This is a genomic window from Halomonas sp. IOP_14, assembly GCF_021021315.1.
In the GTDB taxonomy this organism is placed as follows: domain Bacteria; phylum Pseudomonadota; class Gammaproteobacteria; order Pseudomonadales; family Halomonadaceae; genus Vreelandella; species Vreelandella titanicae.
In genome coordinates this window covers 46,759-66,655 of record NZ_JAINWD010000028.1, presented here as the reverse complement: position 1 = coordinate 66,655, position 19,897 = coordinate 46,759, and the positions used below count along the sequence as shown (strand labels likewise).

The following is a 19,897-nucleotide window of genomic DNA, read 5'->3' as shown; positions in this document are numbered from 1 at the left end:
ACGAGAAGTTTGGCAGGATAGTCAGACATTGCCGCTGAAGGTCTTGCGCCAGGCGCGGGGGCTGACCTGATGGCGTCGTTTGATCTGTTGCCGAAACGAGGTTGCTGTGGGGCATTCGGGAGTCTAATCATCCCGGTGAGAATCACGCAACCAATTGATAATAAGCATAATTCATAACCTACGTTAGGTTAGTAAAGTAGGCAAATGTTTTAGAATAAGGTTAATAAATCATTTGCCTGAGGGGTAACAGAGTGTCTCTCATCGATTCAGTAGTGATGCGGGGCCTTAGTACTCAAGGCGTTTTGTCTACAGAAGATAAAGCGTTATTGCTGGGTCTTGAGCTCAGCCCTAGATACATGTCAGCTAGCGAGGTGCTCTGGCAGGAGAGCGAGGATGCTGATCTGTTCTGCGTGGTCAAGGAGGGCTGGGCATACTCTTATCGTAACTTGAAAAATGGTTCAAAGCAGATTCTCAAGTTTTACCTTCCAGGCGATATCATCGGCATGCGCGATTTTGGCTTCACCCGTCGCTTGGCGAGCGCGGCAATGATTAATAAAGGTGTGATCTGTTCATTCTCCTATCAGCAGCTTTTTAAACTCTTTGGACGTTCGAGCTTAGCTGTCGGCATCGTGGCCACCGCCACCCGTCAGCAGGCGCAGCTCTCCGAGCGGCTTATTTACCTCGGCAAGTATTCAGCCCACGAGCAGTTGGCGCACTTTCTTTACGAGATCTATCTGCGCCTCAAGCGGATCGATGCCGTTGAGGACAATAGCTTCTTCATGCCGCTCACGCAGGAACTGATTAGTGATGCGTTGGGGATGAGTCCGGTACACGTAAGCCGGACTTTCTCGATGCTGCGTGATGAGGGGTTGGTGATCCGAAACCGCCAGCACGTGAAGCTACCCGACCCCGAAGCGTTGGCGCGGTTAGTCGAGTTCAATGATAGCTATATTGATGAACTCCTACCCCCGTCATTTTCTGAACTTTTAAAAGCTAGCCCATAAAGCGCCGGTAGCCTTTTTTGACTGATAACAGCCCCTCCAAAGCCCTAAGCTTCCACAAAAAGCTGGTTTCACCAATAGCTAATCTTCCTCCATCACTTCCTCGCCCCATTCCACCCACGTTTCGGTAAGGCGTTGACCAAGCCGCTGCGTGTGCCAGCGTGATAATAGATAGAGCCAATTAGCTTCTAGCAGAGCACTCCAATCATTATTGAGCTTATGCTAACTTAGCATTAACCACCTGTGAGGTAGCTTTCCATGTCTATTGAAATCTGGTTTGCCTTTGCCCTTGCGTCTATGGCGTTGCTCGCCATCCCTGGGCCGACGATTTTGACCGTGGTTAGCTACTCCATTGCCCAAGGCAGGCGCGCCAATATTCCGCTTGTTGCAGCGGTGGCGTTAGGTGATTCAACCGCGCTGCTCTTTTCACTGCTTGGCTTGGGGGCGGTGTTAGCCACCTCGGCATTCTGGTTCACCGTGGTCAAGTGGATCGGTGGTTTATACCTGCTCTATATGGGCATCAAGCTGTTGCGTGCCGGTCTATCATCAGTGCAGCCAGTAACACCAGCAGTATCAGGTTCGCGCTGGAAGCTCTTCACTAACACCTATCTCGTTACTGCGCTTAACCCAAAGGGCATTATCTTTTTCGTTGCCTTCTTACCGCAATTCGTCAGCCCGAACGCCGATGCTGGGCAACAACTATGGATACTTGCGGTCACGTTCGTGGCGTTGGCAACGCTCAATGCCACTCTCTATGCCGTATTCGCAACGTCGGTGCGCAAGATGCTTGCATCGCGTCGTGCCCAGCGCAGCTTCAACATGGTTGGTGGAACGTTACTCTCTTCAGCGGGTGTCTGGGCGCTGCTTGCAAAGCGGCCTGCGTAAGCAAAGGCCAGTCAATGTTCTAATTGAAATGCTGTGCCAAACGGGGGGCAACGGTGAGTGAAAATCTTCAAAAACTGCTAACGGAACTTGAGCAATTTGGCCTACAAAACGATGCTGCCATTTCTGAACGCCCAAGGCGCATGCTGAATATCACCCGCGATACGGGGGAGTTTCTATCGGTACTTGTTCAAGCAACCAATGCCCAGCGAGTATTGGAAATTGGCACCTCGAATGGATACTCCACCTTATGGCTGGCCCAGGCTGTGCAGAGAATTGGAGGGCACGTTACCACCGTTGAACTTTCGGAATTTAAGATAGAGATGGCCGTTAGAAATTTTGAGCGCTCCGGTTTCTCTGAGGTCATTACTCAGCATCAAGGGGAGGCGGGTGCTCTGCTTGAGAGCCTGGACGATGCCAGTTTCGATCTGCTCTTTCTAGACTCAAAACGCTCTGATTATGTGCAGTGGTGGCCGAATATCCAGCGAGCTTTACGTAAGGGCGGACTGCTTGTGGTGGATAATGCCACTTCCCACGCAGATGAAATGGCTGAGTTTATAGCGCTGGTATCGGCAGACCCCGATTTCACCACGTGCACTGTACCTGTGGGCAATGGCGAGTTTTTGGCAACGCGGTTCGGGTAACGCCTGCTTAGCGTAAAGGCGCCTTAGCTGATGTAGAAAGCGGAAGTCGATTTTTCATCGATTCTAAACCGTCAGAATATAAATGGAATAAACCATGATCAGAGATGCCGTAAAGGGTGATTCGGAAGCCATCGCGCACATTTATAACCACTACATCGAAAATACCGCTATTTCATTTGAAGAAAAGCCAGTCATGGACTCAGACATTCAAGGCCGGATTGAAGCCGTTCAGGGGGCCGGGTTGCCTTGGTTGGTGGCAGTGGAAGATGGTGCCGTGGTGGGCTACGCTTACGCGACAAAATGGAAGGAGAGAAGCGCCTATCGATTTTCAGTCGAAGCCAGCGTCTATCTTTCCAATCAGGTGCTAGGCAGGGGCTTGGGGGCAAAACTGTACAAAACACTCTTTACCAAGCTCAAAGAGGTCGGCATTCATGCGGTGATAGGCGGCATCACGCTTCCCAACCCTGCCAGCGTTGCACTGCATGAGAAAATGGGCATGAAAAAAGTGGCCCATTTTGAAAAGGTGGGGTTTAAGTTCGATCAGTGGCACGACGTTGGTTATTGGCAGCTAAATTTGAACGTTAGCTTTTGATTCCCACTCCTTACCATGGCAGCGGTTGCTTGAGGCAAAGGCCCAAAATTCCCAAACCTCCCCACACCTCAGCCTCTCATGCGCAATACAGGCGGCGGTGCGGGGTAGCCTTAACCTCGACTCATAGCTCAATCAGCAACTTTCCTCCATATTAGTAATGGGCCTGATATCAACGCGCTGATATATATACATTAGCTACTATATTAGCAATAGCCATAAAACTAGAGGATTGCATCAATGACAGGGACTAATAAACCATCGATGGCAGCACTGTTGAGTGATAACCGGGTAAAGGTGCTCTTGGTCATCGCGATTAGTGCGGTGGTCTGGGCCATTGTGGCGCACACCATTGCAGGGTCGCGGGGAGACCATATGGATGCGCTCGAAGCGCGTCTGGCTGAAACTGAGCGGGAGCATCAACAGATTCAGGCGGAGATGTCTGAGGTTGAAGCCGCGGAGCTTGATTTAGCAACACTGCAGCAGAGAATGAGCGCCCTTGAGGTTGAGCAATCTGATGCTGAAGCCGAGCTAGCTGCAACCCGATCAGACATTGCCCACGCTGAAGAAGATTTGAATGCTTTACGGGGCGAGCGTGAAACCCGCGAAGAAGAAGTGGAGACCCTCAATGAGCAGGTCGACGAACGGCAGAGCAGCCTTGAAGAGCTGAATGAGAACTACGCCGAGGTAGAAAAAGAGAAAGAAGAGGCCGAGGCCGCCCGTGATGCCGCTCAACAGTCTCGTCAAGACGCAGAAGACGCTCGCAGCGAGGCTGAAGCAGACCTTGAAGCGCTCAACGCCGAGATTGAAGAAGCCGAAGCCGCCAGCGATACCGCGCAACAGGCTCGTCAAGAGGCAGAAGATGCCCGCAGTCAGGTTGAAGCTGACCTTGAAGCGCTAAATACTCAGATAGAAGAGGCCAATAACCAACTTTCAGCGGTCGGTGATCGGGTAAGTGAGTTAGAAACAACGCGTGACGCGCTCACCGTTGAAATCACTTCGCTCGAAGTGATGCGCGACGAAGCGCAAACGCCTGAGTGATTTACAGCCTTAACGAATAATACCTCGCAGCGAAGAACTCTAGACGTGTCTCCCCGTTACTTTAACGGGGAAGTTCTAGACGATATCTACTGCTCCGCCAAGGAGTGGTAGGTTCGCTAGAGCTTCATACCGAGTTGGATTATGTCCGCCTATTTGTGGCCTACGATTACGACCGGCACCTTGGGCTGGGTAGCGTTGATGAACGCGACGAGCGCTACGCCTGAGAAGCGCCTTACACTCTACTGCACGTTTCTTAATCCAGGCGATACTATCCGATGCATCGGCGATTTCTGTTACCTCTTTTCCTTTTGATGTTGCTGGCCTCTTTGGCTGGTTGCGGGGAAACGCCCACCGGGCGCTCCCAATTGGCGTTAGTACCGAACGCGTTAATGGCTAACATGGGGGAAGATGCCTTTAATCAGCTGCGCAATAGCCAGCCGATCAATCGCGATACGCAGGCTAATCAGTTGGTGCAGTGCGTGGCTGAAAAAGTGGTGGCTGGCGCTAAGGCGAGCTACCCAGGGCTCGCTTTCCCTGAACGCTGGGAAGTGGTGGTATTTGAGGATGCTTCCCCCAATGCGTTTGCTCTGCCGGGTGGACGCATCGGGGTGCATAGCGGGCTACTGCGAGTGGCCGAGACGCCAGCCCAGCTAGCGGCGGTGATTGGGCACGAGGTGGGGCATGTGTTGGCGGATCATGGCAATGAGCGGCTTACCCAGCAGCTTGGCATTAAAGCCGTGTTATTGGTGGTGGGGTTATTAGGGGAAGAGGAATTTGGCAACCAGCAATTGATGCAGGCCTTGGGTATCGGTGCCCAGTTGGGCATTAGCCTGCCTTTCAGCCGCACCCATGAGGAGGAGGCCGATTTGATGGGCTTGGAAATTATGGCCCGTGCGGGGTTTGACCCGCAGCAGAGCGTGACCCTGTGGCGCAACATGGCTGCTAGCGGTGGTGGTCAGCCCCCTGAATTTCTTTCTACGCATCCTGCCCATGAATCGCGCATTCGGGCATTACAGCAAGGGCTGGAAAAGGCCACGGCCAGCTATCGTACGGTTACGCCTGCTGAATGTTGAGGTGAGTGGCATCGCGTTATTGATAAAATAAGAAAAATTGCCACGTGACGTCGGGAGTGTGGGGCTGTGCCATTACAGAAACAACAGTATCAGGTGCATGGGTTAACCGGGCAGTTTTGCGATGCCAGCCGTGAGTTGATGTATCGCCGCTCTATCCAGGAAAGCGTGCGGCTTGAGTTTAGCTTTGCTGTGAGCGTTGCGGCATGTGTCTTTGGCATGTTCGCGATTGCAGATTACTACCTGCTGGGCCTTACCAGGGAGTTCTATCTGCTGCTTACCATGCGAATAGTGGTGGTGAGCATTTGCCTGTTGGTGGCACTCGTTGTGCGGCGCTGGGGTGGCAATGATTACCGTGCTTGGTTGCACGCCTTACCGCTGTGGGTATTTGCCACGGGCATTATATTGATTGTCCCCCTACGACCCGAAAGCCTCCCCACTCAAATCACCGCGGTGGTGGTGGCTACCATGGCGTTTTATCTTCTGATTCCCAATCCGCTAACAGTCGTGACAGCGGCCAGCCTCTATTTAAATATTGGCTTTTTAGTGGCAGCGGTGCTGTTCGCAAGTCTTGCCCCGATAGCGACGCTACTGGTCGCACTGTTGCTGATTATGGGCAGCGTTGTAGGGTTTTTCGCCCTGCTGCGCTTGGAATGCCTGCAGCGTAAGCAATATGCACTGCTTCAAGAAGAGCGAGAGAATAACCACCAGTTACACAAAGAGATCGCGCACCGAAAATCACTGGAAGAACAGCTGAGGGTAGTCGCTGAGCAGGACGCGCTGACCAGCCTGAATAATCGCGGCCATTTTATAAAACTGGCTAAAGATCTGTTGCAGCACTCGCAAACCCACAAGGTGCCATTCAGCCTGTTTATGATCGATGTGGATCACTTCAAACACATTAACGACACCTGGGGGCATAGCCATGGGGATTGGGTGCTAACCAAGATTGCCGAAGTCTGTGCAGAATCGCTGCGCCCAACGGATGTGATAGGACGTTTTGGTGGTGAAGAGTTTGTTGTCGCACTCCCAGACACCAGCTCGAGCGATGCGCAAATGGTAGCAGAGCGTTTGAAAAAGAAGGTGGCTGAACTTTCGTTAACAGAAGAGATGGGCAAACTGCGCCCAAGCGTCACCGTTGGCGTGGCGGCTACCGATTCAGAGGAAGCCGATCTGGAGTCTTTAATTAAACGAGCGGATGAGATGCTTTATGTTGGCAAACGCGCTGGGAGGAACCAAGTCGTCGTCTGCAGCGATGTCGTCGAAGCACCAGATTCACCCGTTGGCAGCAAGTAGCGCTTTCCTATGCCCCCATCACTGCTGCTAATGCTCGCCGACACCCTTCTAATTCTCCATGTGCTGTTTGTGGCCTTCGTGGTGTTAGGCCTGGTCGCCATTTACGCAGGCTACTTCTTCAACTGGAGGTGGGTTCGCAATAAAACCTTCCGCATCGTACATCTTTGCGCCATTGGCTATGTGGTGGTTCAGGCTTGGCTCGGGGTGGTTTGCCCGTTAACCACCTGGGAAATGGCGCTTAGGGCAGAGGCGGGCGCCGCTACTTATTCGGGCTCGTTTATTCAGTACTGGCTGCACAGCCTGCTCTATTTCACTTTGCCGGAGTGGGTGTTTGTGGTGGTGTACACGCTATTCGGTAGCCTGGTGTTGGCCAGTTGGTTTGTGGTGAAGCCTCGACAGCACTCTCGCTAGAAGATGGGCGTGTACTAAACTTTGCGTATCATACTGTGCTTGGGAGCGAACCCATGCGGCACCTATACCTAATGCGGCATGCCAAGGCTAAACAGCCCAGTGGCGATTTGACCGACCACCAGCGGCCGTTGCGAAAGCGTGGTAAACGTCAGGCAGCGGCGATGGCGCATGTGCTGCAGCACTGGCAAGCGTTAGAAGGGGGGATTTACGCCAGCACAGCGGCTCGCACGCGGGAAACCTTCGATGAGATCGCAGGCCAACTGCCTGATCATACTCTGGTCAACCAAGTTCACTTCGATGAAGACCTTTACACGTTCGATGGTGGCGGGCTGCAGGCCTGGCTCGAATCGTTGCCAAACGAAGCCGAAAGAGTCCTGGTGATTGGGCATAACCCTGCGCTGCATGATCTGGCTTGTTGGCTCGACAAGGCTGCGCCGCATTCACTGCCCACCGGGAGCGTGCTGCATTTCACGCTGTCCGGCTCTTCTTGGAAAAGCGCGGGGCATAACGGAGCCAAACTGGCAGGGTTCCTGACCCCGGAAACGGCCAGCTATCCTTTTTTTCAGCGCCTTGCCCCCCAACCACCCAAACGCAATAACGACACCGCCAGCCGCATGCGTGACATGATGGAGCACCAGTATCAGATGATCCGTGCCTTGGAAGCCGGTGTCATCGCAGGCATTGATCCTGAGTTCCTGCACCAGTACCGGGTCAATCTGCGTCGTAGCCGGGCAGTGGGTGAATCCGTGCGCGCCATTACCCGAGTGCCTGGCCTGAAAAAGATGCTTAAGCGGCTCAAGCAACGTGCCCAGGCTACCAGTGACCTGCGTGATATTGATGTGTTTCTGGAGGATATAGCCAAGACGCCCCCGCCGCTCACTCCTGGTAGTCGCCAGGGATTGATGCAGTGGCTGCAGGATTGCCAGCGGGAACGCCACCAGGCGCTGTGCCAGCAGTTAAGTGCACCGGCGTATGCTGAGGAGATGGAGGCATGGCAGCACTTTATCGCTTCCGATGACGTTGGTAAGGCACTTTCGAAACTTACGCCAAAGCGTATCCGTACGGTACTGAATGAGCGTATCGCACGTCACGATGAAGACCTTGCAGCACTCTCGTTGGATACCCATGACACCGGGTTCCATGAACTGCGTAAGGGCGTGAAGCGGATTCGCTACCTGGCTGATCTGAATCCAGAGACCCCTGAGCCGTTTCTGTCCCAACTGAAGTACCGCCAGCGCCTGCTTGGGGAGTATCAAGACCTGTGTTCCCGTCAGGCCTGGCTGGATGCCTTCGGCGCAAGCCCCGATAACGACCCGCAGCAACAGCAGGAGTGTGTTCAGTGGCGCGATTCGTTAGAGAAGCCGAAGCTTGTGCTGCGCAAAGAAGTATTGGCGTTGGAACCTATGGCCAACGTGTCCCCGTAACAACGTAATCAGGTAGCCTTGCCGCCAATCGTTACGCGATATATGATTCATATATGCTTTATATTCGTTTCATATATTGGGTGGTGTGATGGGTATCGTTAAGATCAATGACCAGTTGCATGAGGATATTCGCAAGGCAAGCACTGTCATGGTGCGCTCAATCAATGCCCAGGCAGAGTACTGGATAAAGGTGGGCATGCTTGCCGAGGCCAATCCGGGAATGACCTTCTCTGACATCATGCGTGAGCAAATGAAACAAGCCGACGTTGAAGTAAGGAAGGTGGTCGGTGAGTGAGCTGACGCTAAAAAGCGAGGAGGAGTTGCGTTTGATGCGAGAAGCCGGACGGCTACTCGGATTGGTGTTCAGTCATCTCGACCAACGGATAGCGCCCGGCGTATCCACCATGGCTATTAACGATTGGGCTGAGCGCTATATCGTCGATCAATTGCAGGCTCGCCCGGCCAGTAAGGGGCAATACGATTACCAGTACGTATTGAATGCCTCAGTCAACCACGTGGTGTGCCATGGCATTCCATCCGAGAAGCAAATACTCAAAACAGGCGATATCGTCAATGTCGACATTACCCTGGAGAAAGACGGCTTTATTGCTGACTCCAGCAAGATGTATCTGATTGGCGATGTGGCTCCCTATGCCAAGCGACTGGTCGATAAAACCTACGAGGCCATGTGGCAAGGAATACAAGTGGTTAAGCCCGGTGCCACGTTGGGTGATGTAGGCTACGCAATTCAGCAATATGCCGAAAAACACGGATACTCTGTCGTTCGTGAGTATTGTGGCCATGGCATTGGTCGCGAAATGCATGAAGAGCCGCAGGTGCTGCATTACGGGAAGAGAGGCAGAGGCCTGGCGTTGAAAGAAGGGATGGTGTTTACCATCGAGCCTATGATTAATCAGGGCAGGGCCAAGATAAAAACCAAGCGGGATGGCTGGACGGTGGTGACCAGTGACAAGAAATTGTCTGCTCAGTGGGAGCATACGGTAGCGGTCACATCCTCTGGTTTCGAAGTGCTAACACTCCGCGATGACGAGTGCCTCCCTACTGAGATTAACCCATAACGGCCATGATCTATCCTCCTTCGTTTAAGCGCCCTGTATGTTTAAGGGCCGTAGCCTGAAATCGATCTGGCGAAGCATATCAGGTGCGTTAAGCTGAAATGGTGGATGTGGCATAGCTAGGCATGCTTTCCCTTGCATGGTGTCTATGATTCACCTATTCCATATCGCTTACCAGCTAAATGAAAAGGATGTCTACGATGGCGAAAAAACCGACAGGTAACGGAAAAGGCAGTACGCCAGCGGGTGAGTTACTCGCCACTGTTTCATGCGGCACCGATAAATTGCTATTGGCAGCCTTAGAGCGGGGCGGCAATTGCCTTGAAACCGGGCGCTTTCTGATTAGCTATCGTGAGGGGCGGGTAGAAGAGGGCATTAAGTCGCTAAAAGCCCAGAAATTTCGCATCGCTGATGCGCGGGATTTCACCGATCAAGCCGTTAGCCTGGAAGATGCCGGAGATGCTGAGGCAATGGTATTTCCGGAGATTGGAGTAGCGCTGGTAGGCGGCGATGCCCTACAGCAGCATGGCATGAGTGCGCTGGGTAAAGTAGCCGCGGATAGTCCCATCGAAATTATTGAGCCAGAGTATTTCGCCTTTTCTGAAAATTCTGAATATCTACGGGGTTTTTTGCGGGCAGGCAGCACCATCGCTCGTGATCTTGGCGTTGAGCTGGATTTGGAAGAAGGCGAAGAGAACCTTGAAGAGGACGCCCTTCGGCCAACTTGGGGGCTAAAACGCTGTAAGGTGCCGCAAAGTAGCTGGAGTGGCGCGGGTATAAAAGTCGCCGTTCTGGATACCGGGATGGATCTTGGCCACCCGGATTTCGAGGGTAGGGAGTTCGTTACCCGCTCATTCGTCGGGGAGCCGGTGCAGGATATTAACGGGCACGGTACTCACTGTATCGGCACGGCCTGTGGCCCCCAGGCGCCCGGTGAAAACACTCAGCGTTACGGGATCGCGTATGAGGCGCAGGTCTTCGTCGGCAAGGTGCTGACCAACTCGGGCAGCAGTACCGGGGCGGGCGTTCTCGCTGGCCTGAACTGGGCCATCGCCAACCGCTGTGAGGTGATCTCGATGTCGCTTGGCAGCCAGAGCCCGGTGCAGGCCGCTTACACCCATGCTGGTGAAGCGGCACTGCGTAATGGGTGTCTCGTTATCGCTGCAGCGGGTAATTCAGCTACCAATACAGGGGCGCCTGCCAACTCGCCTACCGTGATGTCGGTGGCGTCTCTCGACCCGAACCTGAAGCCTTCCAGCTTTTCCAATCATGGCAAGATCGAAATTGCCGCGCCTGGGCGCGATATCTTCTCCTCATGGCCCCGGCCCACTCGCCATAAACCGATCAGTGGCACCAGCATGGCGGCACCACACGTGGCAGGCTGCGCGGCACTGTGGGCACAGTCTGATGCCTCATTACGGGGAAGGAAACTGTGGCAACAGCTAGTGGCTTCGGTGCAAGAGCTGCCATCGCCTGAATCCCGCGTGGGAGCTGGGTTGGTACAAGCGCCTTGATGTTGGGCGACGCACTGGGCAGGCGCTCCTTTCAGGCCGCCCAGTGCACTTACTAGGGGGGTACGCCAGATGCCAGCGGTAGCGCTATGGTTGATCACTATTTCCAGCGATCAACCGATAAATGAAATGGCCACACGTCTCAGCGCTGAAGGATTAAATATCCAGGAGGTGCTGGAGGAGATCGGTTGCATTACCGGCTCGGCTGACGATGCCACGGCGGAACGGCTGAAAAAGATCAAAGGCGTAGTGGATATAGCGCCTGATATGCAGATCGATATGGGGCCACCGGGCTCTGAGGAGACTTGGTAAGCTCGGTAAATATTTCACTGGGCTTAATGACGCTATGGTTTTAGTGGAGATGTGATATGGCAACCCCCGCAAAGAACACTGTTTGCCTTTGGTACGATGGTGGTGCAGAAGAGGCAGCACGCTTTTACGCTGATACCTTTCCTGATTCGTTTGTCAGGGCGGTTCATCACGCACCGGGAGACTTTCCATCGGGTAAGCAAGGGGATGTATTGACCGTAGAGTTTACCGTGATGGGCATTCCGTGCCTTGGGCTCAACGGCGGGCCTGGGGTTACGCACAATGAGTCGTTCTCTTTTCAGGTATCAACGAATGACCAAGCCGAAACGGATCGCTATTGGAATGCCATTGTTAGCAATGGTGGCGAGGAAAGTGCCTGTGGCTGGTGCAAGGATAAATGGGGAATATCGTGGCAGATAACGCCTGCTGTACTGATTAACGCCATTACCGACCCTGACCCTGCCGCCGCTAAACGCGCATTCGACGCAATGATGCAGATGAGAAAAATCAACGTCGCGGAAATAGAGGCGGCGCTTCACGGTTGAGACAGGGTGGGTGATACTGTTTTTACGTTATTCGACCGCTTAGTGTTGGTCATTGTTGTACGTACTTCTGCCGATTGTTTGTTCAAACTCATAGAGCATCTAACACATCAAAGTGATCGCAATTAGCTATATCCACGAGCTCGACTTGGATATGGCTAGTTTTTAACGCTGCAACAAAATCGTGTGTTTGTTGGCGAAAAGCGGGCGGATCGCTTTCGGCGATCACCACTTGGCATGAGGGTAGTTTGCTGGAATCGGCAAATATAGGACTTAACGCAAGCGCTTGGGGTGGAGTGAGCTCCAGCGCTTCGTTAACGTAGGTATCCACCAATGGTGTTAGGTCATAAACGCCGCTAACCAGTATCAACTTATCAATGGATATATCACCACTGGTGGCTACCCAGTAGGCTAGCTGGGCACCGGCGCTATGGCCGCCTAATACAATAGACCACACGCCACCGTTATCCGCGAGGGCGTTGCATGCCGCCCCAATCCCCTCAATGCATTGGCTCACCATGGTGTTAATGGAGGTTTCCGGTGCTAAGCCGTAACCCAGGGAGGCGAAGGCCATACCACGGGCCAGGTAGCGTTCAGCCAGAAAGTCCGTCGCGGTGTTATCCAGCGCCTGCCAGTAGCCGCCGTGAATAAATAGCATCAGCGGCCAGGGGCCCGCGGTACTTTCCGGAACAAACAGGTTGAGGCGGGCCGCCGGATCTTCACCGTAGCGCAGGGTAATCGGCTGGTGGCGTGCCACTAGGTCACTACCTAAAGCTGCCTGACGCGTTAAAGTGGCTTCGAAATCCCGAGCGAAATGGCTCGGCGAGTAGGCGAGGTTCAGGGGTATCTCAGTCATCACGTACCTCTATTAGGTAACGGCACCACGTACATGAAACTGCGGATCCTGGTACTCACCGCTTTCCATTACCTCGCGGAAGTGCTGGGCGGCCTGCCAAACATCTTTAAAACTGAGATAGAGCGGAGTAAAACCAAAACGCATTAAGCCGGGTTCCCGGTAGTCGCCGATCACACCGCGGGCAATCAAGGCTTGAACGATAGCGTAACCGTTTTGACTATCCATCAGTGATACCTGGCTGCCGCGCTCACTGGCTGACGGGGTTATATCGTCAATATTATGAGTGGTAAAAATATCGCTTAAACACTCTCGAAACAGGTCGCTCATGGCCAGACTTTTTTCTCTCAGCGCCTGCATGTCCACCTCGCTCCATAGGGCGAGTGAGGCTTCCAGAGCGGCGTAGGCCAGTGCCGAATGGGTGCCAGTGCGAAAGCGGGAAATATCCCCCGCTGGGGTGTAATCCGCTTCAAAAGCGAAGGGCGATGCATGGCCGTGCCAGCCGGAAAGCGGCTGCCAACCTTTGTCTTGGTGATCGCTATGCACGTATAAAAAAGCTGGCGCGCCAGGGCCGCCGTTAAGGTACTTGTACGTACAGCCTACGGCGTAGCGAGCACCGCAACCGTTTAGATCAATGGGCAGTGCGCCTGCGGAATGGGCCAAATCCCAGATGACTTCCGCGCCGTGGTCGTGCACCAGTTTCGTGGTGGTGGCTATATCGCGTAATTTGCCAGTACGGTAATTAACTTGGCTCAGTACCACCACGGCTACACCGTCGAGGTGTTCGGCCAAGTTGCCTCCTTCGGGCAGGAAGCGGTGCTCGGCGCCACTCACGCGGCAATAGCCTTGGGCGATGTAGCCATCAGTCGGGAAGTTGCCGCCTTCGCTAAGAACCGCCTGGCGACCCTCCTTGCCTTGGCCGAGGATATACCCCAGCAGCTTGAAGATATTTAGCGTGATATTGTCAGTAACGCTCACCTCACCGCGTTGCGCACCAATCACCGGGGCTAGTAGATTGCCCAGGCGTTCCGGGGCATCGAACCAGCCCTGGTTCCAGCCTTTGATCAGTTGGTCGCGCCACTGATCCAGAGTCTCATCGACCGCCTGTTTGGCGGCCTTAGGTTGAGCGCCCAGTGAGTTCCCATCAAGATAAAGCACGCCTTCGGGCAGAGCGAAATGGCTTTTAAAGTCTGCCAATGGGTCTTGGCGGTCACGCTCACGAACACTATCCAGGCTTACAGGCATATGGCTGCTCCGAAAAATTGTATGTCGCTGTTTTGAATATCATGACGGTAGTTAAACTGGGTGCGCAGTAGTGCGCCAAGTGCTTATATCGTCGTCCGAACACTCCACAGTTCCGGGAAGAATTGAAGATCCAGCGCTTTGACCAGATAGTTCACCCCAGCCGTTCCCCCTGTGCCGCGTCTATAACCAATGATACGTTCGACTGTTTTCATGTGGCTGAATCGCCAGCGCTGAAAGTTGAATTCGACATCCACCAGTTTTTCAGCAAGCTCGTATAGATCCCAGTGTTGTTCGCTGTTGCGGTAGATTTCCGTCCAGACCGCTTCCACCTCGCTACTGGCGGTGTAGGGAATACTCCAATCGCGTTGGGTTTTGCTTTCCGGAATGCTGAAGCCGCGTTTGGCAAGCAGCTGCAGCACGATATCGTACAGACTGGGTGAGTGGAGGGATTCCTGAAGTTTTTGGTAGTGTTTGGGTTTTGATCGGTGGGCTTCGATTAGCTTGGCGTTCTTGTTACCCAACAGGAATTCCATTTCCCGATATTGATAGGACTGAAACCCAGAGCTTTGGCCAAGGCTGTCTCGGAAGCTGGCATAGTCGGCGGGGGTCATGGTGACCAACACTTCCCAGGCCTTGATAAGCTGTTCTTGAATTCTGGAAACCCGCGCTAGCATCTTGAAAGCAGGGCGCAGGTTATCTTCTTGAATATGCGCTGCGGCACCATGAGCTTCGTGAAGGCACAGTTTGATCCATAGCTCCGATACTTGATGGATAACGATAAAGAGTAATTCATCGTGTTCATCAGAAGCGGGATTTTGGCAAGCAAGCAAGGGTTCCAGATCCAGGTACTGGCCGTAGCTAATATCCTGATCCCAATGAATGGCTTCATTATCGACGCTGTTTTCTTCAGGAGTCGTCATTTTATTCTGCCTTGGTTGCTGTGCAATGTGTGGTTGTTGTCGTTTGTTTGCAAGCCTGTTCTTTAGGTTCACCTAAGTCCCAGAGTATACCGGCGGCGAGCTTCAGGCCCTGCTCGATAATCGTTTCGAGCAGGTACCGATACGATCACAGTGTTTTATGAGAAAGGTGATCTTGAGCAATGCTATGTCGACATTCCCTTTCTCCCTAAGCTTGCAAAGTGATGTGTGAACGTCGGATATTGAACTTGGTGGCTACTTTTTTCACTAGCTAGGCATTCATTGTCTAGCTTTTCATAGACCGGCTTTTACTGACGAATGCCTACTATAAGGAAGAACCATAGTGCTCACTATCATCATCACTGTGGCGATCATCGCCGTTATCGCGTTTTACGTCATCGGTATCTACAACCGACTTGTGTCTTTGAAAAATCGCTTTGAGAACGCCTTTGCGCAAATTGAAGTGCAACTTAAGCGTCGGCATGACCTGATTCCTAATCTGGTAGAGACCGCAAAAGGTTACCTCAGCCATGAACGGGAGACGCTGCAGTCGGTCATCGAGGCTCGTAATACAGCCGCCGCTGGGCTAAAAGCGGCCGCGGCAAACCCAGGCAGTGCCAAAGCCATGGCAGACCTGGGCGGTGCAGAGGGCGTGCTGACACAGGCGATGGGGCGGCTCAATGTGGTCATGGAAGCCTACCCGGATCTAAAAGCCTCAGAAAATATGCAGCAATTGTCAGAAGAGCTAACCAGCACTGAAAACAAAGTGGCCTTTGCGCGGCAGTCATTTAATGATGCGGTGATGCACTACAACACCTATCGGCAGAGCTTCCCGCCGGTAGCAGTGGCGGGCATGTTCGGCCATGGGCAGGATGCCTCGTTGTTAGAGTTTGAAGACAGCGCCCAGATTCAAGCGGCGCCGACGGTGTCGTTCTAAGCTCAGGGAAAACGCGACATGGATTTTTTTACCGCGCAGGATAACGCTCGTCGTAAAACCGGGCGTCTGGTCGTTTTGATGGTACTGGCAGTACTTGCCCTAATTGCTGTTACCACGCTGGCAATTACCATCGCGCTGCATTTAATGGGGGAGCAATCCGCTACACAAACCAATCTTTCTGCTCAGGGAATGTGGTCGGCACTCTCGATTGAACTGGTCACTGGCGTTGCTATTGCAGTGTTGGCCGTCGTGGTGCTGGGCGGGCTATTCAAACGCAGTCAGCTAAGGCGTGGTGGCCGGGTAGTGGCAGAAGCCCTTGGTGGACGCGAGATCAATCTTAATACCCGTGATGCTGATGAGCGGCGTATTCTCAATGTGGTCGAAGAGATGGCGATTGCCTCTGGTACGCCAGTGCCCTCCGTGTATGTGCTGGAGGAGGAGAGCATCAATGCCTTCGCCGCCGGTTATCAAACCAATGATGCAGTGATCGGGATTACTCGTGGCACGATCCGTAACCTGACGCGGGATGAGCTGCAGGGCGTCGTAGCTCATGAGTTTAGCCATATTCTGCATGGTGACATGCGGTTGAATATGCGCCTGATCAGCATACTGCATGGCATCCTAATCATTGGCTTATTGGGCGGAACAGTGCTGCGTAGTATGCGCTTTCGGCGGGTCGGCGGTGGAAAACGCGACAACTCAGGAGCAGTCGTTTTAGCGCTCGGGGCGGCGCTAATGCTGATCGGTTATGCAGGTACCTTCTTTGGTAACTTGATCAAGTCGGCGGTTAGTCGGCAGCGTGAATATCTGGCGGATGCCTCTGCGGTGCAGTTTACCCGTAACCCTAAGGGGATTGGTAATGCGCTGGTTAAAATCGGCTCGCACAGCCAGGGTTCTCACCTGCAAGCGACACAGGCGGCGGAATTCAGCCACCTGTTCTTCGGTCAAGGCGTACGGCAGGGCTTTAGCCAAATGATGGCCACCCATCCGCCGATTAAAGATCGTATCAAGCGGGTCATGCCAGACTGGAATGGCCGCTTCGAAGTCACTTGGCCCATCCAGCAAGCCGAGAATGACGCAACAGAACCAGAAGGCAACGGTGAGCGGTCTGAAGCGGAGCCCAGATTCGGCTCGGGAACAGCCACGGGAACGGGGGCAATGGCCGCTGTGTTAACCGGTGCCTCTGCTCAAACCGCCATTAACACCATGGGCCAGCCTGACCAGCGCCATCTTAACCAGGCTAGAGCGACACTAGATGCGCTACCTGAGCGGATTAAAATCGCCGCCCATGAGCCCCATACCGCTCGTGCTCTGATCCATTCACTGCTGCTTAGCCAGGATAAGACAATGCGTAGGCATCAGCTTAAGGCGTTGCATCAAGTTGCACTGCCAGATGTTTACCGAGCGCTGATGGATTATGGCCCGGAAATGTTGAGGCTGGATGTACAGTTATGCTTGCCTCTAATAGAACTGACGCTGCCAGCGTTACGGTCGCTCTCGATGGAGCAGGCCCAGCACTTTCGCCTCTGTATGGAACGGTTGATTGAGGCGGATGGTCAGGTCAGTCTGTTGGAGTGGACGCTATATCAGTTGGTGTTGAATAACATCAGCAAGCAAGGCAGTGGGCTTGCAAACCTCAAGATAAACGACCTGCAGCGGGAGTGTCAGATGCTACTGACGGTGCTTGCCACCGCCGGTCAAGATGACCCGGCTGAGATAAGCGCCGCGCTCGATGCCGCTGAGAGTGAGCTGCCGTTCTCATTGAGGGCCACTGACGATATAAGTGATATGCATGCGCTTAGCCTGGCCGTTGAGCGTTTGCGGCGCTTAAAGCCTCTGCATAAGCCTGCGCTGTTGCAAGCGATGGCGCGCTGTATTGAGCACAGTGGACGTATTCTGCCTGCCGAAGCCGAACTGTTCCGTGCCATGGCCGATATTCTCGATTGCCCCATGCCGCCACTGTTATCAGATGAAGCATAGGCAACAATTTTCGATACAGGGGAGCCTCAGCCATGGATGAAACGGAATCTTTAAATCGAGCCATCCATGAGGAGGTCGCGCTATTTCCATATGATATGGCTTGGCCAGCTCTATTCGAGAAGGAGCGAGACAGGCTGCTGGATTTATTTCCAGATGAATTTCTAGCCATTGAGCACATCGGAAGTACCGCTGTTCATGGTCTCTCGGCCAAGCCAATCATCGATATCCTGGCAGGCGTAGAGTCAATGCACCAGGCTGATGACTTGCTGGAGCCGTTGTGCCGTGCCAAATATGCGACATCATTAGCGTACAACGCTTCCTTGGTCGGGCGGCGTTGGTTAATGCGATGGGCCGAGGGGCGTAGGACGCATCATCTGCATCTTATGGTGTATGGCGGTGAAGAGTGGCATCGGCGATTGGCTTTTCGCAATAGACTGCGCGCTGATACTGAACTGGCGCAACGTTATGAGAAAAAGAAGCGTCTGTGGGCGGCGGAATTTACGTCAGACCGAGAAGCCTATACGGCGGCGAAAGGGGATTTCATTAAACAGGCGCTCAAGAATGCCTCTTAACCACAGCAGTCAATGTCGCGTCTGTTTTGCAGACCTTTCTACAGTAACGCTTAGCGCGTCAAATGAAATGGGAGGTTAAAGTGAAGACTATCAAAACATCTTTAATGTTTGTGGGGGATCAGGCCGGTAAAGCCGAAGAAGCTATCAAGTTTTACACTTCGCTATTTGAGAACTCGAAAATCATCGATATCGAGCGTGTCGAAGCTGGGGGGCATGATCCCGAAGGGGCAGTTAAGCTCGCCCGCTTCTCGATAAACGGCACTCTCTTCCTGGCAATGGATAGCTATTACGACCATCAGTTCAGTTTTACGCCAACAATGTCATTACACGTTGAGTGCGGCTCAGAGAAAGAAATAGAAGACGTATTTAAAGCATTGAGCGATGGAGGTAAGGTTTTGATGCCTCTAGATAATTACGGCTTTAGTGAAAAATTCGGATGGTTGAATGATAAATACGGCGTTTCCTGGCAGCTGAACCTTTCCAACTAGCACGTTAACATTCTTTTAGCTTGGCAAAGGAAAAATACAAGAGAGCGCTTATGTTTGAGTATACATTGCTGCACTGGATGACTTTTTTATCAGCGGCCGTGCTTTTGAACCTATCGCCGGGGCCAGATATTGCCTACATACTGGGGCAAACATTACGTAGCGGGCGACGACAAGGGTTTGCCGCTATGTTTGGGATTTGGACAGGAGCGGCGCTCCATGTAGTAATGGCTGCAGTTGGTCTTTCGGCTATTTTAGCCACCTCTGCATTGGCGTTTTCGATTGTTAAATGGGTAGGGGCCGCCTACCTGATATGGCTCGGTATTAAAATGTTGCTGTCTCAAGGGGATCAGTTTGTCGCTGCAGAAAAGCCGGGTAACAAGAACCTCTCCACTGTTTATTGGCAGGGCATGCTGGTATCTGCGCTAAACCCCAAAGTCGCTATCTTCTTTCTGGCTTTCCTGCCGCAATTTATCGTGGAAGGCGCTGGCCCAGCCGAGGCACAGCTTTTATTGCATGGCAGCCTTATTATTGCAGTTGCTGCCGTAATAGAGCCCCCTTTGGTTTTGGCTGGTGCTAAGTTGGGTGCTGACTTAAAGAGAAAACCACACGTTGGTTTATGGATGGATAGATCCCTTGGAGCACTTTTCGTCGCGTTGGGTGCACGGTTGGCTGCGAGTGCAAGGTAGGCTACGTAATGCTATTTTTGTTTTTGAAGTGCTGGGGAGGAGGTCTCTTTTCGTTTAAATGAAGGATGGTGATAATGTCTGCTTACGCCGTTGCTCTTATCCGCGAAACCCGATTCGATCCTGAAATTAAACAATATTTAGAAGGCATTGATGCAACCCTCGCGCCGTTCTCGGGCAAATACCTCGTGCATGGTGGGCCATACATTCCGCTTGAGGGAGGGTGGACAGGGGATATGGTGGTGATTGAATTTCCTTCCATGGAGCATGCGCAAGGTTGGTATGACTCGGCTGCTTATAAAGCGATCCGCCCATTGCGTACCCGGAATACAGAGGGCGATGTGCTATTAGTTCAAGGTGTACCAGAAGGGCATAAAGGAGCGGACATCCTTGGGTAGCGATAGCCGCTCCTTATACTTCAGCGTA

23 protein-coding genes are annotated in these 19,897 nt (G+C 53.0%); 20 read left to right on the top strand and 3 right to left on the bottom strand.

Annotated features, from left to right (window positions below; genetic code table 11):
* Positions 1-251: 251 nt before the first annotated feature.
* The 14 genes from K7H09_RS16970 to K7H09_RS16905 all read left to right on the top strand — a co-directional run bounded on the left by K7H09_RS16970 (position 252) and on the right by K7H09_RS16905 (position 11,799).
* The gene (locus K7H09_RS16970; RefSeq protein ID WP_230805291.1) at positions 252-1,004 is read left to right on the top strand and encodes a Crp/Fnr family transcriptional regulator; all 753 of its coding nucleotides are present in this window, start codon (positions 252-254) and stop codon (positions 1,002-1,004) included.
* Between the two features lie 255 nt (positions 1,005-1,259).
* Positions 1,260-1,886, top strand: coding sequence for a LysE family translocator (locus tag K7H09_RS16965; protein WP_230805289.1), 627 nt, complete (start codon positions 1,260-1,262; stop codon positions 1,884-1,886).
* Between the two features lie 53 nt (positions 1,887-1,939).
* Complete coding sequence (locus tag K7H09_RS16960) at positions 1,940-2,527, top strand: O-methyltransferase (protein ID WP_230805287.1); 588 nt, start codon at positions 1,940-1,942, stop codon at positions 2,525-2,527.
* A 94-nt stretch (positions 2,528-2,621) separates the two neighbouring features.
* On the top strand, positions 2,622-3,119 hold the full coding sequence (locus tag K7H09_RS16955; RefSeq protein ID WP_230805285.1) for an arsinothricin resistance N-acetyltransferase ArsN1 family B: 498 nt from the start codon (positions 2,622-2,624) through the stop codon (positions 3,117-3,119).
* A 237-nt stretch (positions 3,120-3,356) separates the two neighbouring features.
* Positions 3,357-4,157 carry a hypothetical protein gene (locus tag K7H09_RS16950; protein WP_230805283.1) on the top strand — a complete coding sequence of 267 codons (801 nt, stop codon included), beginning with the start codon at positions 3,357-3,359 and terminating at the stop codon, positions 4,155-4,157.
* Between the two features lie 275 nt (positions 4,158-4,432).
* Complete coding sequence (locus K7H09_RS16945; protein WP_230805281.1) at positions 4,433-5,230, top strand: M48 family metallopeptidase; 798 nt, start codon at positions 4,433-4,435, stop codon at positions 5,228-5,230.
* Between the two features lie 66 nt (positions 5,231-5,296).
* Positions 5,297-6,523 (top strand): GGDEF domain-containing protein, encoded by a 1,227-nt coding sequence (locus K7H09_RS16940; RefSeq protein ID WP_230805278.1) that lies wholly within the window; start codon positions 5,297-5,299, stop codon positions 6,521-6,523.
* A 9-nt stretch (positions 6,524-6,532) separates the two neighbouring features.
* Entirely contained in the window at positions 6,533-6,934 is a 402-nt protein-coding gene (locus K7H09_RS16935; RefSeq protein ID WP_230805276.1) for a DUF2784 domain-containing protein, read from the top strand.
* Positions 6,935-6,987: 53 nt separating this feature from the next.
* Positions 6,988-8,358 (top strand): CHAD domain-containing protein, encoded by a 1,371-nt coding sequence (locus K7H09_RS16930; RefSeq protein ID WP_230805274.1) that lies wholly within the window; start codon positions 6,988-6,990, stop codon positions 8,356-8,358.
* 88 nt (positions 8,359-8,446) lie between these two features.
* On the top strand, positions 8,447-8,653 hold the full coding sequence (locus tag K7H09_RS16925) for a ParD-like family protein (protein WP_022523750.1): 207 nt from the start codon (positions 8,447-8,449) through the stop codon (positions 8,651-8,653).
* Positions 8,646-9,437, top strand: a complete 792-nt coding sequence (gene map, locus K7H09_RS16920) for a type I methionyl aminopeptidase (protein WP_230805272.1) — start codon at positions 8,646-8,648, stop codon at positions 9,435-9,437. Before K7H09_RS16925 ends, map begins: the two co-directional genes overlap by 8 nt.
* Positions 9,438-9,634: 197 nt before the next feature.
* Positions 9,635-10,948: a S8 family serine peptidase gene (locus tag K7H09_RS16915; RefSeq protein ID WP_230805270.1), complete on the top strand. Its 1,314-nt coding sequence runs from the start codon at positions 9,635-9,637 to the stop codon at positions 10,946-10,948.
* A gap of 69 nt (positions 10,949-11,017) precedes the next feature.
* Positions 11,018-11,257 (top strand): hypothetical protein, encoded by a 240-nt coding sequence (locus tag K7H09_RS16910; RefSeq protein ID WP_027959201.1) that lies wholly within the window; start codon positions 11,018-11,020, stop codon positions 11,255-11,257.
* Between the two features lie 56 nt (positions 11,258-11,313).
* On the top strand, positions 11,314-11,799 hold the full coding sequence (locus K7H09_RS16905; protein WP_230805268.1) for a VOC family protein: 486 nt from the start codon (positions 11,314-11,316) through the stop codon (positions 11,797-11,799).
* Between the two features lie 88 nt (positions 11,800-11,887).
* Here K7H09_RS16905 and K7H09_RS16900 read toward each other — a convergent pair whose 3' ends face one another.
* From K7H09_RS16900 to kynA, 3 genes are all read right to left on the bottom strand, one after another.
* On the bottom strand, positions 11,888-12,652 hold the full coding sequence (locus K7H09_RS16900) for an alpha/beta hydrolase (protein ID WP_230805266.1): 765 nt from the start codon (positions 12,650-12,652) through the stop codon (positions 11,888-11,890).
* Between the two features lie 12 nt (positions 12,653-12,664).
* A complete protein-coding gene (gene kynU, locus K7H09_RS16895) occupies positions 12,665-13,894 on the bottom strand; it encodes a kynureninase (RefSeq protein WP_022523744.1) in 1,230 nt (409 codons plus the stop codon).
* A gap of 83 nt (positions 13,895-13,977) precedes the next feature.
* Entirely contained in the window at positions 13,978-14,814 is an 837-nt protein-coding gene (gene kynA / locus K7H09_RS16890; protein WP_022523743.1) for a tryptophan 2,3-dioxygenase, read from the bottom strand.
* A gap of 337 nt (positions 14,815-15,151) precedes the next feature.
* Between kynA and K7H09_RS16885 the strand changes: the two genes are divergently transcribed.
* The 6 genes from K7H09_RS16885 (at position 15,152) to K7H09_RS16860 (ending at position 19,869) form a co-directional block, all read left to right on the top strand.
* Positions 15,152-15,748 (top strand): LemA family protein, encoded by a 597-nt coding sequence (locus K7H09_RS16885; protein ID WP_170834116.1) that lies wholly within the window; start codon positions 15,152-15,154, stop codon positions 15,746-15,748.
* Positions 15,749-15,766: 18 nt separating this feature from the next.
* Positions 15,767-17,728 carry a M48 family metallopeptidase gene (locus tag K7H09_RS16880; RefSeq protein ID WP_230805264.1) on the top strand — a complete coding sequence of 654 codons (1,962 nt, stop codon included), beginning with the start codon at positions 15,767-15,769 and terminating at the stop codon, positions 17,726-17,728.
* 32 nt (positions 17,729-17,760) lie between these two features.
* Positions 17,761-18,300 carry a GrpB family protein gene (locus K7H09_RS16875; RefSeq protein WP_138800281.1) on the top strand — a complete coding sequence of 180 codons (540 nt, stop codon included), beginning with the start codon at positions 17,761-17,763 and terminating at the stop codon, positions 18,298-18,300.
* 80 nt (positions 18,301-18,380) lie between these two features.
* Positions 18,381-18,788: a VOC family protein gene (locus K7H09_RS16870; RefSeq protein ID WP_022523739.1), complete on the top strand. Its 408-nt coding sequence runs from the start codon at positions 18,381-18,383 to the stop codon at positions 18,786-18,788.
* 50 nt (positions 18,789-18,838) lie between these two features.
* Positions 18,839-19,474, top strand: coding sequence for a LysE family translocator (locus tag K7H09_RS16865; RefSeq protein ID WP_230805262.1), 636 nt, complete (start codon positions 18,839-18,841; stop codon positions 19,472-19,474).
* 74 nt (positions 19,475-19,548) lie between these two features.
* The gene (locus K7H09_RS16860) at positions 19,549-19,869 is read left to right on the top strand and encodes a DUF1330 domain-containing protein (protein WP_022523737.1); all 321 of its coding nucleotides are present in this window, start codon (positions 19,549-19,551) and stop codon (positions 19,867-19,869) included.
* Positions 19,870-19,897 lie beyond the last annotated feature (28 nt).